At 62.2% G+C, this 15302-nt stretch carries 18 protein-coding genes; 12 read left to right on the forward strand and 6 right to left on the reverse strand.

Annotation, left to right across the window (positions count from 1 at the left end; genetic code table 11):
• Positions 1 to 71 precede the first annotated feature (71 nt).
• The 8 genes from ispF (at position 72) to ACVRRC_RS08315 (ending at position 6631) form a co-directional block, all read left to right on the forward strand.
• Complete coding sequence (gene ispF, locus ACVRRC_RS08280; RefSeq protein WP_472996844.1) at positions 72 to 545, forward strand: 2-C-methyl-D-erythritol 2,4-cyclodiphosphate synthase; 474 nt, start codon at positions 72 to 74, stop codon at positions 543 to 545.
• A complete protein-coding gene (truD, locus tag ACVRRC_RS08285) occupies positions 542 to 1582 on the forward strand; it encodes a tRNA pseudouridine(13) synthase TruD (protein WP_019407118.1) in 1041 nt (346 codons plus the stop codon). The genes ispF and truD overlap by 4 nt, the downstream gene beginning before the upstream one ends.
• Complete coding sequence (surE, locus tag ACVRRC_RS08290; RefSeq protein ID WP_011912731.1) at positions 1582 to 2331, forward strand: 5'/3'-nucleotidase SurE; 750 nt, start codon at positions 1582 to 1584, stop codon at positions 2329 to 2331. The genes truD and surE overlap by 1 nt, the downstream gene beginning before the upstream one ends.
• Positions 2332 to 2369: 38 nt before the next feature.
• Positions 2370 to 3005, forward strand: a complete 636-nt coding sequence (locus tag ACVRRC_RS08295) for a protein-L-isoaspartate(D-aspartate) O-methyltransferase (RefSeq protein WP_014596311.1) — start codon at positions 2370 to 2372, stop codon at positions 3003 to 3005.
• Between the two features lie 19 nt (positions 3006 to 3024).
• Positions 3025 to 3960 carry a polyprenyl-phosphate transporter gene (locus tag ACVRRC_RS08300; protein WP_049326179.1) on the forward strand — a complete coding sequence of 312 codons (936 nt, stop codon included), beginning with the start codon at positions 3025 to 3027 and terminating at the stop codon, positions 3958 to 3960.
• 67 nt (positions 3961 to 4027) lie between these two features.
• Entirely contained in the window at positions 4028 to 4843 is an 816-nt protein-coding gene (locus ACVRRC_RS08305) for a peptidoglycan DD-metalloendopeptidase family protein (RefSeq protein WP_013982356.1), read from the forward strand.
• A 98-nt stretch (positions 4844 to 4941) separates the two neighbouring features.
• On the forward strand, positions 4942 to 5940 hold the full coding sequence (gene rpoS, locus ACVRRC_RS08310) for an RNA polymerase sigma factor RpoS (protein ID WP_013982357.1): 999 nt from the start codon (positions 4942 to 4944) through the stop codon (positions 5938 to 5940).
• Between the two features lie 553 nt (positions 5941 to 6493).
• Complete coding sequence (locus tag ACVRRC_RS08315) at positions 6494 to 6631, forward strand: hypothetical protein (RefSeq protein WP_013982358.1); 138 nt, start codon at positions 6494 to 6496, stop codon at positions 6629 to 6631.
• A 4-nt stretch (positions 6632 to 6635) separates the two neighbouring features.
• Here ACVRRC_RS08315 and ACVRRC_RS08320 read toward each other — a convergent pair whose 3' ends face one another.
• Positions 6636 to 7496 (reverse strand): GNAT family N-acetyltransferase, encoded by an 861-nt coding sequence (locus ACVRRC_RS08320; protein WP_472996845.1) that lies wholly within the window; start codon positions 7494 to 7496, stop codon positions 6636 to 6638.
• A 155-nt stretch (positions 7497 to 7651) separates the two neighbouring features.
• Between ACVRRC_RS08320 and ACVRRC_RS08325 the strand changes: the two genes are divergently transcribed.
• Together ACVRRC_RS08325 and ACVRRC_RS08330 are read left to right on the forward strand one after the other, a co-directional pair.
• On the forward strand, positions 7652 to 9589 hold the full coding sequence (locus ACVRRC_RS08325; RefSeq protein ID WP_061373176.1) for a sodium:solute symporter family protein: 1938 nt from the start codon (positions 7652 to 7654) through the stop codon (positions 9587 to 9589).
• 267 nt (positions 9590 to 9856) lie between these two features.
• Positions 9857 to 10372: a hypothetical protein gene (locus ACVRRC_RS08330; RefSeq protein WP_026012584.1), complete on the forward strand. Its 516-nt coding sequence runs from the start codon at positions 9857 to 9859 to the stop codon at positions 10370 to 10372.
• A gap of 66 nt (positions 10373 to 10438) precedes the next feature.
• On the opposite strand, the gene ACVRRC_RS08335 is transcribed toward ACVRRC_RS08330, so the two are convergent.
• From ACVRRC_RS08335 to ACVRRC_RS08345, 3 genes are all read right to left on the reverse strand, one after another.
• Positions 10439 to 11230 (reverse strand): SIR2 family protein, encoded by a 792-nt coding sequence (locus ACVRRC_RS08335; RefSeq protein WP_125885700.1) that lies wholly within the window; start codon positions 11228 to 11230, stop codon positions 10439 to 10441.
• Positions 11231 to 11236: 6 nt separating this feature from the next.
• On the reverse strand, positions 11237 to 11785 hold the full coding sequence (locus ACVRRC_RS08340) for a non-canonical purine NTP pyrophosphatase (protein WP_013982362.1): 549 nt from the start codon (positions 11783 to 11785) through the stop codon (positions 11237 to 11239).
• Between the two features lie 243 nt (positions 11786 to 12028).
• Entirely contained in the window at positions 12029 to 12469 is a 441-nt protein-coding gene (locus tag ACVRRC_RS08345; protein ID WP_048328815.1) for a group II truncated hemoglobin, read from the reverse strand.
• A gap of 133 nt (positions 12470 to 12602) precedes the next feature.
• Between ACVRRC_RS08345 and ACVRRC_RS08350 the strand changes: the two genes are divergently transcribed.
• Positions 12603 to 13034, forward strand: a complete 432-nt coding sequence (locus tag ACVRRC_RS08350; protein WP_270066659.1) for a universal stress protein — start codon at positions 12603 to 12605, stop codon at positions 13032 to 13034.
• A gap of 23 nt (positions 13035 to 13057) precedes the next feature.
• Here ACVRRC_RS08350 and ACVRRC_RS08355 read toward each other — a convergent pair whose 3' ends face one another.
• A complete protein-coding gene (locus ACVRRC_RS08355; protein ID WP_011912744.1) occupies positions 13058 to 13402 on the reverse strand; it encodes a YajD family HNH nuclease in 345 nt (114 codons plus the stop codon).
• A 97-nt stretch (positions 13403 to 13499) separates the two neighbouring features.
• Entirely contained in the window at positions 13500 to 14198 is a 699-nt protein-coding gene (locus tag ACVRRC_RS08360; protein WP_472996846.1) for a YebC/PmpR family DNA-binding transcriptional regulator, read from the reverse strand.
• Between the two features lie 201 nt (positions 14199 to 14399).
• Between ACVRRC_RS08360 and ACVRRC_RS08365 the strand changes: the two genes are divergently transcribed.
• Positions 14400 to 15284: an EamA family transporter gene (locus ACVRRC_RS08365; RefSeq protein ID WP_045631934.1), complete on the forward strand. Its 885-nt coding sequence runs from the start codon at positions 14400 to 14402 to the stop codon at positions 15282 to 15284.
• Positions 15285 to 15302 lie beyond the last annotated feature (18 nt).

Here is a 15302-nt window from a genome sequence, read left to right on the forward strand (position 1 = left end):
GTGACGATCCGCCCGGGGTCATCCGGCTCCTGTAGAATCGCCGCCTCGAGTTATTCCAGGGTGTTTGATCTATGCGTATCGGCCACGGTTACGACGTGCACCGCTTCGGCGAAGGCGACCACATCACGCTTGGCGGCGTGCGGATTCCACACAGGTTCGGGCTGCTCGCCCATTCCGACGGTGACGTGCTGTTGCATGCCCTGAGCGACGCGCTGCTCGGTGCCGCGGCGCTGGGGGATATCGGCAAGCATTTCCCGGACACTGACCCGCAGTTCAAGGGCGCCGACAGCCGCGCACTGCTGCGCCATGTACTGGCGCAGGTGGAGGCCAAGGGGTATGTGGTCGGCAATGTCGATGCCACCATCGTCGCCCAGGCCCCGAAGATGGCGCCGCATATCGAGCGCATGCGCGCGTTGATCGCCGCAGATCTGCAGGTGGAGCTGGATCAGGTCAACGTCAAGGCCACCACCACGGAGAAGCTCGGCTTTACCGGGCGCGAGGAAGGGATCGCCGTGCACGCGGTCGCCCTGCTGGTTCGCCCATGACCGAGGATCAGCTGCTCGGCCCGCGTGCCCACGGCGAGCCTTGTGGCAGCGCTGTGCTCAAGGCGGTCGCCGAGGACTTCCAGGTCGACGAGGTGCTGGACATCCCGCTGTCGGGGGAGGGCGAGCACCTCTGGCTCTGGGTGGAAAAGCGCAACCTCAACACCGAGGAGGCCGCCAAGCGCATCGCCCGTGCTGCCGGCGTGCCACTGAAGCTGATCAGCTATGCGGGCCTGAAGGATCGTCAGGCGCTGACCCGGCAGTGGTTCAGCCTGCATTTGCCGGGCAAGGCCGACCCCGATCTGGCTGCCGCCGAAGATGACAGCCTGCGGCTGCTCCAGCGCGTTCGCCATCAGCGCAAGCTGCAGCGCGGCGCACATTCGGCCAATGGCTTTCGCCTGCGCCTGACCGATCTGCACGCCGATCACGCGCAGCTCGATGCGCGGCTGGAGCGGATCAGGGCGCAGGGCGTGCCGAACTACTTCGGTCTGCAACGTTTCGGCTATGAAGGTGGCAACCTCCTTGGTGCCCGTGATTTCGCCGCCAGGGACGAGCTGCCGGTTCAGCGCAACCTGCGTTCGCGTCTGCTTTCGGCGGGGCGCAGCTACCTGTTCAATCGCGTGCTGGCCCAGCGTGTCGCCGATGGCAGCTGGGCCGAGGCGCGGGTAGGGGACCTGCTGGCGTTCACCGACAGCCGCAGTTTCTTTCCCGCCGCAGAGGCGGAGTGCAGCGATCCGCGTCTGGCGATCCTCGACCTGCATCCCACTGGCCCGCTTTGGGGTGAAGGGGGCTCGCCGGCGGGCGCCGAGATCCAGGCGCTCGAGGATGCAGTGGCTGCAAGTGAAGAACCGATCGCCAATTGGTTGGCGCAGGCGGGGATGAAGCACGAACGGCGCATTCTTCGCCTCCCCATCGGCGGTTTGTCGTGGCATTATCCCGGGCCTGACATTCTGCAACTGGAATTCGTCCTGCCGACCGGATGCTTCGCCACCGCCATGGTGCGTGAGCTGGTCAGCCTGGCAGGGCAGACGGACATCTGATGCGTATTCTGATCGCCAACGACGACGGGGTGTATGCACCCGGGCTCGCCGCGCTTTATGACGCGCTGGCGGATTATGCCGAGTGCACGGTGGTAGCCCCGATCCAGGACATGAGCGGCGCCAGCAGCGCGCTGACCCTGGACCGCCCGCTTCACCCCGTAAGCATGCCCAACGGCTTCATCGGCCTGAACGGCTCGCCTACCGATTGCGTTCATCTCGGCCTCAATGGCCTGCTCGAACACACCCCCGACATGGTGGTGTCCGGCATCAACCTTGGTGCCAATCTCGGGGATGACGTGCTCTATTCTGGCACCGTCGCTGCGGCCATCGAGGGGCGTTTCACCGGGCGGCCGGCGTTTGCCTTCTCGTTGTTGTCGCGCCTGCCCGACAATCTTTCTACAGCGGCGTACATCGCGCGTGCGCTGGTGGAGAAGCACGATCGGCTCGAGCTGCCGCCGCGCACGGTGCTCAGCGTCAATGTGCCCAATCTGCCGCTGGATCATATCCGTGGCATCCAGCTGACCCGCCTGGGCCATCGCAGTCGGGCCAAGCCGCCGGTCAAGCAGGCCAATCCGCGCGGCAAGGAGGGCTACTGGATCTCCGTGGCGGGCGACGTCGAGGATGGCGGCCCGGGAACCGATTTCCATGCGGTGATGCAGGGCTACGTGTCGATCACCCCGTTGCAGCTGGATCGAACCTTCCGCGAGGCCTTCGACGGCCTCGAGAGCTGGCTGGAGAACGTGCTGTGAGACATCGCGGACAAGACAGCCTGCTCCACGGCTCGGGTATGACCTCGCAACGCACACGTGACCGCTTGATTCAGCGACTCTACGAAGAAGGCCTGTCCAACGCCCATGTGCTCGAAGTGATCCGCCGTACCCCTCGTCATCTGTTCGTCGACGAGGCACTGGCGCATCGCGCCTACGAGGACACGGCGCTGCCCATCGGCCACAACCAGACCATTTCGCAGCCGTTCATGGTTGCGCGCATGAGCGAACTGTTGCTGGCTGACGGCCCGCTGGACAAGGTGCTGGAGATCGGGACCGGCTCGGGCTATCAGACCGCCGTGCTGGCGCAGCTGGTCGAGCGGGTGTTCTCGGTCGAGCGCATCCAGGCGCTGCAGGATCGTGCCAAGGAGCGCCTGGTCGAACTCAAGCTGCGCAATGTGGTCTTTCGCTGGGGCGATGGTTGGGAGGGCTGGCCTGCACTGGCGCCTTACAACGGCATCATCGTCACCGCGGCGGCAGCCGATGTGCCGCAGGCCTTGCTCGATCAGCTGGCGCCCGGTGGGCGCCTGGTGATTCCGGTGGGGGCCGGCGAGGTCCAGCAACTCATGCTGATCATTCGAGAGGAAAACGGCTTTTCCCGCCATCTTCTGGATACCGTACGTTTCGTGCCGCTGCTCAATGGACCCGTGATTTGATCATTCAGCGGAAGGAAGCATGAAAAACGCTTTTTTGTTGTACGCCAAAGGCATGGCGATGGGTGCTGCGGATGTGGTGCCCGGTGTCTCCGGCGGTACCGTGGCGTTCATCACCGGTATCTACGATGAGCTGCTGCGCTCCATCAGCGCAGTGCCCTACGCGGTAGGCCCATTGCTGCGGGGGCGCTTCGCCGAGGCCTGGAAAACCGCCAATGCAAGCTTCCTGCTGGTGCTGTTCGCCGGCATTCTGACCAGCATCCTAAGCCTCGCCAGGCTGATCACCTATCTTCTGGAAGCGCATCCGATTCCCGTCTGGTCCTTCTTCTTCGGGCTGATCCTGGTTTCGGTCCATCTGGTGGGCAAGGAAATCCAGCGCCGCAACCTGTCGCGCCTGGTGAGCTTCTGCCTGGGCATCGGTTTCGCCTACTGGATCACCGTGGCTGCGCCGGTGCAATGGGGCAGCAGCAGCCTGAGCCTGTTCTTCGCCGGCGCCATCGCCATCTGCGCGATGATCCTGCCGGGCATTTCCGGCAGTTTCATCCTGGTGCTGCTGGGCTTGTACCCGGTGGTTCTGGGGGCGGTGAAGAGTTTCGATCTTGGCGTGATGGCGATCTTCGCCGCCGGGTGTCTGGTAGGCTTGCTCAGCTTCGCCAAGTTCCTCAGCTGGCTGCTCAAGCGCTGGCGGGACCTGACCCTGGCGTTTCTCACCGGTTTGATGCTCGGCTCGCTGAACAAGGTCTGGCCGTGGAAGGAAACGCTGACCTGGCGCACCAGTTCCAGTGGCGAGAACGTTCCGGTCCTGCAGCAGAACCTGCTGCCCGGCGCCTATGGCGATCTGACCGGCCAGGACCCGCAGCTGCTGCTGTCGGTGCTGCTGGCGGTGGCCGGTATCGTGCTGGTCCTGGGGCTTGAGTGGTTTGCCGGCCGGCGTCAGCCGATGACCGAAGGCGTCTGACGCACTTGTCTATGAAAGGGAGCGGGCATTGAGGCTCACAGCAGTACCGCGGTGGATGCGCGACCCCATGGTCCGTTCGATGCTCGGCGTTCTGGTGATAGCCGGAACGCTGGTCGGTTGTGCGTCATCGCCTCAGGGCGGCGGCGTACAGGTCGTCGACCGCAACCAGCGTGACAAGGTCACCAGCGGCCAGTACATCGTGCGGCGCGGCGATACACTCTGGTCCATCGCGTTCCGTTTCGGCTGGGACTGGCGCGAGCTGGCGCGGGTGAACGGCATTCAGCCGCCGCACGTCATCTACCCTGGGCAGAAGATCCGCTTCGACGGCGGCGCTTCGCGTGTCGCCTCCGCCGCGCCGCGACCGGCGCCTCAGCCAGCCCCAGCACCTGCGCCAACCAGCCCGGTGGTAGTGGCCACGCCGGTGCCGCGTCAGCCTGCCATTACCACACCCGCCAGCCCGCCGCCTGCCGCTCCGCCGGCAAGCACTCCGGTTACGCCGGTTGCCCGCTCGGCAAGCGGTTGGGCATGGCCGGCGAACGGCACGATAATCGGTCGTTTTTCCTCAAACGGTAGTTTGAATAAAGGAATTGATATCGCTGGGGAATTAGGACAGCCTGTTCTGGCTGCTTCTGATGGGACTGTTGTGTACGCCGGCAGTGGATTACGGGGTTACGGCGAACTTGTGATCATCAAGCACAGCGATACCTATGTAAGCGCCTACGGACACAACCGCAGGCTGCTGGTGCGGGAGGGCCAACAAGTCAAGGCTGGGCAAAGTATTGCCGAGATGGGATCGACGGGAACCGACCGGGTGAAGCTGCATTTCGAAATTCGTCGCCAGGGTAAACCCGTAGACCCGCTGCAATATCTGCCAAGACGTTGACCTGTCGCCTGCCTGTTCCAGCACTAGGTTAGGCTTGAGCGTAGCCAGGGACCCGCGTCGCTTGGGCCTGTTGTCGAACTCGGAACAGGACAAGAATAATGGCACTTAAAGACCAAGCGCTGGAGTTTGACGTCGACGATGCGGTTCTGCTCATGGAAACGCCCATCCACTTCGACCAGAAAGACAAAGTGACCAAGGCTGCCTCTGCAGGCAGACCCAAGGCCGCATCCAGCACCAGACAGCACAAGTTCATCGACTACAACCGGGCCCTGGATGCAACCCAGTTGTACCTCAACGAAATCGGTTTCTCCCCCCTCCTGACCCCCGAAGAGGAAGTGCACTTCGCGCGCCTTGCGCAGAAAGGCGATCCGGCGGGGCGCAAGCGCATGATCGAAAGCAACCTGCGACTGGTGGTGAAAATCGCCAGGCGCTATGTCAACCGCGGCCTGTCCCTGCTGGATCTGGTCGAGGAGGGCAACCTGGGGCTGATTCGCGCAGTGGAGAAGTTCGACCCGGAACGTGGTTTCCGCTTCTCTACCTATGCGACCTGGTGGATCCGGCAAACCATCGAGCGGGCCATCATGAACCAGACCCGCACGATTCGCCTGCCGATCCATGTGGTGAAGGAGCTGAATGTCTATCTGCGGGCGGCTCGCGAGCTGACCCAGAAGCTCGATCACGAACCCAGCCCTGAGGAAATCGCCAACCTGCTCGAGAAGCCGGTCGGCGAAGTCAAGCGCATGCTGGGCCTGAATGAGCGGGTCACCTCGGTGGATGTCTCGCTTGGCCCGGATACCGACAAGACCCTGCTCGACACGCTGACGGACGACCGGCCCACTGATCCATGCGAGCTGTTGCTGGATGATGATCTGTCCAACAGCATCGACCAGTGGCTGTCAGACCTTTCGGAAAAGCAGCGCGAGGTGGTTATCCGCCGCTTCGGCCTGCGGGGCCACGAAGCTTCGACACTCGAGGAGGTGGGCCAGGAAATCGGCCTGACCCGTGAGCGGGTGCGCCAGATCCAGGTCGAAGCGCTGCGGCGTCTGCGCGAAATACTGGAGCGAAACGGCTTGTCGAGCGACGCGCTGTTCCAGTGACACCAACGGTACGCCGGGGCCTGGTTTCCGGGCTCCGGCGTTACGCTGTGCCTCCTTTGATCCCGCCGCTCTTATCCGGCATCCGTCCCCGAATGGCATCACTCCATAGGGTTAATCCATTCTTGGGCCGATTTCTTGAATCTCTCATTCGCGTGTAAGCATTTGCTTACACGCTCTGTAAGCAAAGCCCAAGAGTGCGTGCTGACAAACGACGATTCCGTTGTTGATAGTTTTTTAACTCATTGATTTGGATGAGTTTGTTTTCGTTGGTCGTGTATCGTCCGCGGCCCTGCGCGAGTGTGTCGCAGCTTGCTGCGCAAAAGGCTTCCATTAATATCGCTCCCGCGCTCAGGGATTAGCGCGGCCCTCAGGACGAGGGTCAGGACCATCGCAGGACGCGATGTCATCCAGGACGATGAGAAGGGATACAGGGAACAGGGAAGGAGGCGGGCGGGGTCAACCCCGCCCCTTTTTTTTTGCCCGCCGGAAACTCCAGCTGAACCCAGTGGCAGTGGCACGGCCTAAGGTGAACAGCCCATCAGCGGAGGAACCTATGAACGGCGAACAGCACAACGATCAGCCAACCAAAGAGCGGGACGACGTGGTTCGTCGGCCGGATGAAGCGGACGAGGATCAGCTCGATGAGGCGATCGAGGAAACCTTTCCCGCCAGCGATCCGATCTCGCCCTGATTTCCTACCTGGCCCGCGTCGCGGATTGGCTCTCGGCTTGCGCCGCGCGGGCCAGCAGCGCGGGCATGATGTGCCTGCGTAGCAGCGGCGCGATGTCCTCGCGCTCGCATGGCGCAAGCGCCAACCATCCCAGTTCTTCCAGTTCGGCCTGCACGGTGACGGCACGAGGCAGCCGAGCCATGAACACGTCTGCCTCGACCTGATGGCCCGGCTCGTTGGCGGCCGGCGCCTGGAAGTGCCCGAGCGGCTGGAAATCGGCTTCTGCGAGTTGTAGGTCGAGCTCTTCGTGCAGCTCGCGTCTCAACGTGTCCAGCGGACGCTCGCCTCTTTCCGCCTTGCCACCGGGCAGCATGAAAAAGCGGGTCCCTCGTTTGCGTACCACCAGCACCCGGCCTTGTTCATCGAACAGGCAGGCAATGGCGATTGTCAGGGTCGCGACGGGCATAGGCTCTATCCTTCGGTCATTGAGTAGCGCAATCAGCGTCTTGGTGCGTCGATAGCGCGCGAGACGCTCGGCCAGCGTATCCGGTAGCTGGTCCGCGACACCAAAGCCCAGACGCGTATAGAAAGGCAACAGTTCGGGCTTGCAGAACAGCCAGACCGGCCCCGCGCTGGCGGCCAGTGCCTCGCGCACCAGTCGTGCACCGATTCCGCGATCGCGTTCCGGCGGGGTTACCAGCAGCCCGGTCAGGAAATGCCCGTGGGCGACGGGCGTCAGGCATAGACCCGCCAGGATGCCGCCCCGCCTGGCGACCCAGCAGACCGCTTCGGCGCGCACCCGGTTACGGCTGTTATGCGCTCGATAGAATCTCACCAGCAGCGGTTGCAGGGCTTGTGGAAGCGGCGAAAAGTCGAGAGCGGGCATGGCCAACCGGGCTGTTTGCGGAGCCCGCTAGTCTAGCGTCTGGGCCGCCGGCGCCAAACTTTCTTCGCCGATGTGTGCCGTTTGTCCGTTCGCTGCATCTTTTCCGTCGCCGAGGTGTTCTCACCCTTAGCACCTCCAACGACAGGAATAACAACATGTTGGACCTACTGATTGTGCTCGCCTTCGTCTTCTACGGGCTGTCTGCGGGGATGCGAGCGCGCAGCAAAGCCTCTCAGAGTCTGCACGAATACTTCCTTGCCGGACGAACCATCAAGGGTTGGCGGGCCGGCGTATCCATGTCCGCCACCCAGTTTGCGGCCGACACGCCACTGCTGGTCAGTGGACTCGTCGCCACCGCCGGGGTTTTTGCGTTATGGCGGTTGTGGATCTACGGCCTGGCCTTTCTCCTGCTCGCGTGGGTATTCGCGTCTGGCTGGCGGCGCGCCGGCGTGCTTACCGATGCCGAACTCACCCGGGTGCGTTACAGCGGCCCCGCCGTCGTGCCGCTACGGCTGTTCAAGGCGATCTATTACGGCACGGTGATCAACTGTGTCGTCCTGGCGATGGTGCTGGTCGCGGCGATCCGGATCGCCGAGGTGTTCCTGCCCTGGCACGACTGGTTGCCGGGCGGGCTGTACGAAATGATCAAGGGCGTGGTCGAAGCCAGCGGGATACGCCTGGGCGACAGCATCACCGGGCTCGATCAACTGACGACCAGCACCAACAACCTCATTTCGATCGTGCTGATTCTGGTCTTCACCGCCATGTACTCCATCACCGGCGGCTTGCGCGCGGTCGTCCAGACCGACGTCATGCAGTTCAGTGTGGCCATGCTGGGCACGCTGGCTTATGCCTGGTTCGTGGTCGATGCGGCCGGTGGACTCGGGGGGCTGACCGACCGGATCGTCGAGATCTATGGCAGCGAGCAGGCGGCCAAGATGCTTTCATTCTCGCCGCCCAGCAACGCGGGTGAGGCGCTGATGCCATTCCTGGTGATCGTCGGGCTGCAGTGGCTGTTTCAGATGAACTCGGACGGCACCGGCTACCTGGCGCAGCGCAGCATGGCCTGTCCGACCGATCGCGAAGCGCGTATCGCCGGTCTGGTGTTCACCTGGCTGCAGATATTCCTGCGCAGCCTGTTCTGGCTGGCAATTGCCATTGGCCTGCTGGTGCTCTATCCGTTCAGCCCCGAGGAAATGAATGGTGACGGCTTTACGGCCGCCCGCGAGGCGCTGTTCGTCACTGGCATCGACGAGCTGCTGCCGCCGGGCTTCCGCGGCCTGATGCTGGTAGGGCTGCTGGCAGCCCTGGCCTCGACGGTGGATACGCATCTGAACTGGGGCGCCTCGTACTGGAGCAACGACGTCTACGGTGGTGTGGTGGCGCCGAAGCTGCTCAAGCGCAAGCCGAAGGACAAGGAGCTGGTACTGGTGGCGCGACTGTCCAACGTGCTGATTCTGCTGATTGCCATGGTCATCATGGCCAATCTGGGCTCGATCCAGACCGCCTGGTTCATCTCGCTGCTGTTCGGGGCCGGCATGGGGTCGGTGCTGGTGCTGCGCTGGTTGTGGGAGCGGATCAACCTGTATTCCGAACTGACGGCCATGGTGGTGTCGCTGATCACGGCGCCGCTGCTGCTGTATTTCCTTGGGACTGACCCTGAGCGCGAGTGGATACGCCTGGGCATCATGTCATTGGTGACTTGCAGCGCGGCAATTCTGGTGAGCTTCGTCACCCCTGCGACCGATACGCAGACGCTGGATCGCTTCTACCGCAAGGTGCGCCCGTTCGGGTTCTGGGGGCGGACGGCGTCGCGTTGTGGCGTCACCCGCCGTGAATCGCTAAAGGCGCTGGGTGCTCGGTTGTTCGCCGTGGCGGTAACGGCTCTGTCGGTGTACACGCTGCTGATCGGTGTAGGTCGCCTGCTCTTCCCGCAACCCGACGGCAGCCCGATGTTGGCCTGGATATGTGTGGTGATCGGCCTGCTCTTGATGCCGGTCTGGATGTATCTCGCTTTCAGCCGTTATTTCGATGATCAGCATGAAGAAGAGGCACCCGAACTTCAGGCCGAGCGGCCGGACATGGCAGGTTAAATAGCGGGGCGTTTCGTTACATATATAACGCCCCGTTTTTGAGTTGTGTCATTTTAATAGCACTTGGCGGTAGCGCGTACTGGCGAAACAATATCGTATGTATACATAAAATGATAAGAATCATCGTATTAACGCATTTTTCTCTAGTTTTTGATGAAAAGTAGGTCATTCGTCGATTCTTTGGGCAACCATTGGAATTAGCTGCTTGTCTCACCACTACGCAGTGCTTATTGCGTATTTCAAACAAGCATAAACAGAGGTGCCGTCATGAATCGACTTTTCAAAACTTCCTTAATGGTTGCCGCAATGCTCCCGGCTATTGCCGGTGCGGCGCCGATGGCCGGTGACAAGGAAATCACACTCGGTGGTGCAGGAAGCAGCGACAAGGACTTTGACGATACTGTGTTTTCCGTACAGGGAAGTTGGGGGCAGTATTTGAGCGAATCGTCCTTGTGGGGCGTCCGGCAGACTGTCAATGCGCGGGATACCGAGGGTGAGAGCGTCAAGTTCGATGGCTCGACTCGCGTGTTCTATGACTACCACTTCGGTAACGGCAAGGCGCGGCCTTTCATCGGTGCCAGCATCGGCGGTGTCTACGGTGATCGCGTCGATGAGACCTTCATGGCCGGCCCGGAGATCGGATTCAAATACTGGGTTCAGGACAAGACGTTCATTACTGCAATGGCGGAATATCAATTCCTGTTCAAGAGCGGCAGTGATGCGCAGGACCGATATGATGACGGCGTATTCCTCTACAGCATCGGTATTGGCTTCAATTACTGATCGAAGCATGCGCGGCGCCTCGTTGGCGTCGCGCAACTTTTTTACTTCCTGTCGCGTATTTTTCTATCAGGCTTCCACCAGTTGCCGCAGGAAATTCCTGAGTGCAATGCCGGGCTCATCGTCCTCGGATGCAATCATGCGAATTCCCCATTGGCGCAACACCTCCTCTTGAACCGGATTCGGCTTGTGCGAGAACACATATGAAATAGGGCGCACGCCCAGTGTTTCGTGTTCATTCCATATCTTCGACAGCTTGTGGAAAAGCAATCGGATATTGGTGTCCGACAGGCTGTAGCCGATAAACAGGACGGCCTTGCTCAACGTGTCGGCGCGTAATTTGATATCCAATGGCGTCTCGAATTGCAGCCGTTGGTAATAGCTGGTCTCGTCGAGCACGATCGAGGCGTCGTCATCGAAATCGCCATGAAACTTGACGATCTGCCGGACGCCATCACGCGCCTTGGTGAGGTCGCTGGCATTGGCGATCTTGATGTAGTCCACCGCGTAGGCGTCATGGGCATATTCCAGCCAGCGGTCGTAGTTGGTGGTGTAGATCGCCGGAAAACGGCCATGAACGATGAGCCGGTGGATCTCGGAGTCGCGGATCTCGATGTTGCGGTGCCACTCGCGGTCCATCCAGCTGCGTAGTGGGCCGATGCTGCCTTTCTTGATCCGGTAGTACTCAGCCAGGGCGAGGAAATTGCCGTAGGTGTTGAAGACCTCCGGGTCATAGTCCAGCTGCACGGCGATCTCGTCGATCAGCTCTTTCCAAGGCGGCAGGCCGATGTTGGCCGACACCCCGGAGCCAACGAAGAGGATCAGTCGATTGTTGCGGTAGGCGTCGCGCAGCTGGTCCATGATGCGTCAGGACTCCCGCAGAAAGGTGACGAAGGCATCCAGCGCGCGACGGCGCATGGACAGGCCGTTCTTCTGCGTGCCCAGCTGCGCGAACGTCTGGTTCTGGCCTTCGGGAATGAACACGTCGTCCCACTCGAAGCCGCCATGGCCGGCCGGCGACGGCGAGATGCGACCCGGCACCACGCCTTCGAAGAAATGTCGCTTGCGCCCATCGCAGTAGCCGATCAGGGTTCGCGCTTCGGCTGCGGGGTCGTCGAGCCTTCCGATCAGCTCGGAAAAGCGCTCGGCCTGCAGGCGGTCCCAGAATATCTGGGTCAGACCGCCGGGAAAGCCGTTGAGGCTGTTGATGAACAGCCCGGTATGCTCGACGAACACCGGCTTGCCGATCATCTTGAACGCCACCAGCAGCTTGTCGCTGACCAGCTGGTAAAGGTCCTCGGTACGCAGCTCTTCGATGCGGATCGGAAAGGGCTTCACCTCGATTCCACTGGGCTCGAGGATCTCGCGAACCTCGCGGATCTTCTGCTGATTGATGGACGCAAAGCGGATTTTCATCGAGCGAGCCAGCTCCGGTTGCGCAGCGAATGGATGTCGCGTCGGTATAGCCATGCTTGTATGACGCAAGGGGAAGGGCTCGGTTCTCCTGCGTGGCGGATTTCGCCGCGCAGGCGCGACGCGATCATCGATGCGAACGGCGGTTGAAACGCAAGCCAGGATGATCAGGCGAGGCGCTGGCCGCCCTGTGCAAGGGCATGCCTTCGGTTGTTTGCGTCGGGCCGACCGCCTCGGCCACTGCGTTCAGTTCTGACCTGGGCGGGCAGGGCAGGCGGCCTGCACTTGGCGGATACGCTCGGCCGGCACGCGCAGCTGGCGTAGCAGGTACTCGGAAAAGTCCGGGCTGTAGGGTTGCCTGGCGAGCGCCTGCTCCATACAGAACAGCCAGGCATCGCGTTCGGCTTCGCCGACCGGCCAGCGGGTATGAAATTGCGGGATGCTGATGGCGCCATATTTCTCGGCGTAGCGTTTCGGTCCACCCAACCAGCCGCACAGAAAGCTGGCCAGTCGATCGGCGGCTTCGCTGACGTCCGCTGGGTACATCGCGCGGACGTTCGCGGCCTCGGGCGCTTCGTCCATCACCCGATAGAAATCGGCCACCAGCCGCTGCAGGCCGGCTTCGCCACCGGCTGCCTGGAACGAGGCGTCACCGACGCCGAAAACGGGACGTTGATCGGGATTCATAGTGCGCCTCTGGCTTGGAAACGGGGCGCGGGATGATGCGCGCTTGTGCCAGATCAAGACAAGTGCAAGCAGTGGCCACAACGCCGCGGCAGCTGGTCTAAGCTGAAAGCCTACCCAACAGCGGAGACAGGAAATGCGCAGGCTTCTGGTTGCATACGATGGTTCGGACAACTCCAAGCGCGCCCTGCAGTATGTCGTCGATCTGGCCCGGGACACCGGGATGGCGCTGCAGGTCCACGTGGTCAATGTTCAACACGAGCCGATCATCTATGGCGAGTACGTCACCTCGGCGATGATCGACGAGCTCAACAACAGCCTGATGGCCAAGTCCCGCAGTGTGCTCGACGAGGCGGCGGCGATGCTGCAGGCCGCTGGGCTGACCTGCGAGACCCACACCCAGCTGGGCAACGTGGCCGAACAGATCAACGATGCGGTCAAGCGGCTGGGCTGTGACACGGTCGTGATGGGCACTCGCGGCCTGGGCAGCTTCACCGGACTGGTGCTGGGCTCGGTGGCGAGCCGGGTGATCCACGAGGTGTCGGTTCCGGTTCTGCTGGTCAAATAGAAGGAGGCATCCGGCCTGGCCGATCAGCCCTGCTTGCCCTTGAGCAGGTCGGCCAGGTTGGCGAAGGCCTTGAAGGTTTCCTTCGGGCCCAGATCACTGCCGGGCCGGGCTTCGGCCTGGTACTGGTTGTCGGTATAGCGGGAATGCTCGTTGTCGTGACAATAGAGGCACAGCAGCTCCCAGTTGGAGCCGTCTTCGGGGTTGTTGTCGTGATTGTGGTCCTTGTGATGGACCGTCAGCTCGCTCAGGCGCTTGCCGGAAAACTCCCGAGCGCACCGCCCGCAGACCCAGGGATACATCTTCAGTGCCTTTTCCCGATAGCCCTGCTCGCGCTGGCTGTAGGGCGTGGTGGGTTTGTTGCTGCTCATGATGAGTACTCGCCGGTTGCTTGGGTTGTCGGTGACATCCGGTCACGGCGTGGCCGCGAACCGAACGCCACCAGGGCCTAGTAAAGACGATGGGCCATCAGCCCGCCAAGCCGACATAGACGTTCTGCACGTCGTCATGGGCGTCGATGGCCTCGAGGAAGGCTTCGACCTCTTCCAGCTCGGCACCGGACAGACTGACCGGGTTCTTGGGTCGATAGCCCAGCTGCGCCGATTGCACGGTGAAGCCGAATTCCGGCAAGGCCTTGCACACGGCATCGAGGTCGGTCGGCTCGGTAATGAACAGCGTGGCGCCATCGTCGGCAGCCTCGAAATCCTGAGCACCAGCCTCGATGGCGGCCATTTCCGGGTCGGCGTCGCCTGCGGGTGCGGCTTCGATCATGCCGACATGGTCGAAATCCCAGCTCACCGACCCGGAAGAGCCCAGCTGGCCCTTGCGAAACAGCACGCGGATCTCGGCAACGGTGCGGTTCACGTTGTCGGTCAGGCATTCGACGATCAGCGGCACCTGATGCGGAGCGAAGCCTTCGTAGAGGGTGCGCTCGTAGTTCACCACCTCGCCGGTCAGGCCCGCGCCTTTCTTGATGGCGCGCTCCAGGGTGTCCTTGGGCATAGAAGCCTTCTTGGCCTGCTCGACCACCAGACGCAGGCGTGCGTTCATGTCCGGGTCGGCACCGCTGCGGGCCGCGATCATGATTTCCTTCGACAGCTTGCCGAAGATCCTGCCCTTGGCGTTCGCCGCCGCTTCCTTATGCTTCGCTTTCCACTGTGCGCCCATGCTCGTACTCGTCTGATGTGAGGGAACCAGGCGCGAATTCTATAGCGTCACCGCGGGTTTCGTCGCCGGTGCTGGGCGAGGATGAGCTTGGACCGATCGACGGCCAAGCCGGACTGTGCCGGCCAATTCGCTGCTCACTGTATGGAGCGGTACAGTCATCGCGCCGCTCTAATGGATGTTTTCGTAACAGGGTGCGTCGTCATGTCGCCTCGGGACCTGCTGCTCGCACTGGTAGTCATCGTCGTCTGGGGAATGAACTTCGTGGTCATCATGGTCGGCCTGCACGACGTCCCGCCCATGTTGCTCGGTGCCCTGCGATTCATGCTGGCGGCGGTACCGGCGGTATTCTTCATCAGACGGCCACAGGTGCCGCTGCGCTGGATGCTGGCCTACGGGCTGACCATCTCGCTGGGCCAGTTCGCCTTTCTCTTCACCGCCATGAAGCACGGTATGCCCGCAGGCCTGGCGTCGCTGGTGCTGCAGTCCCAGGCGTTCTTCACGCTGTTCTTCGCTGCGCTGTTTCTCGGCGAGCGCTTGCGCGCGGCCAACCTGCTGGGCCTGTTGATCGCGGCCTGCGGCCTCGCACTGATCGGCGCGCAGAGTGGGCTGGGCATGACCCTTGGCGGATTTCTTCTGACGATCTGTGCCGCCTCGATGTGGGCGCTGGGCAATATCGTCACGCGCAAGGTCGGCAAGGTGAATCTGGTCGGGCTGGTGGTGTGGGGCAGCCTGGTGCCGCCGTTGCCGTTTCTCGCGCTGTCGTTATGGCTGGAAGGCCCGGGCGTGATCGAAGCGGCGCTGCGTGGTATCGGCTGGCAGACGATTCTGGTCCTGGTGTACCTGGCCTTCGGCGCGACCATTCTCGGTTATGGCCTGTGGAGTCGGCTGCTGTCGCGCTATCCGGCCAGCCAGGTGGCGCCGTTTTCGCTCTTGGTGCCGGTGGTGGGGCTGACCTCGGCCAGTATCTTGCTGGGCGAGCGGTTGGCCCTGTTGCAGCTGGCCGGTGCGCTGCTGGTGATGATCGGGCTGGCGGTCAATGTCTGGGGAGGCTGGCTGTTCGGCCGGTTGCGCCTGGCGCGCGTCTGAAAACGCCCGGCATCAGCC

This window comes from Stutzerimonas sp. LR2, from assembly GCF_055755175.1.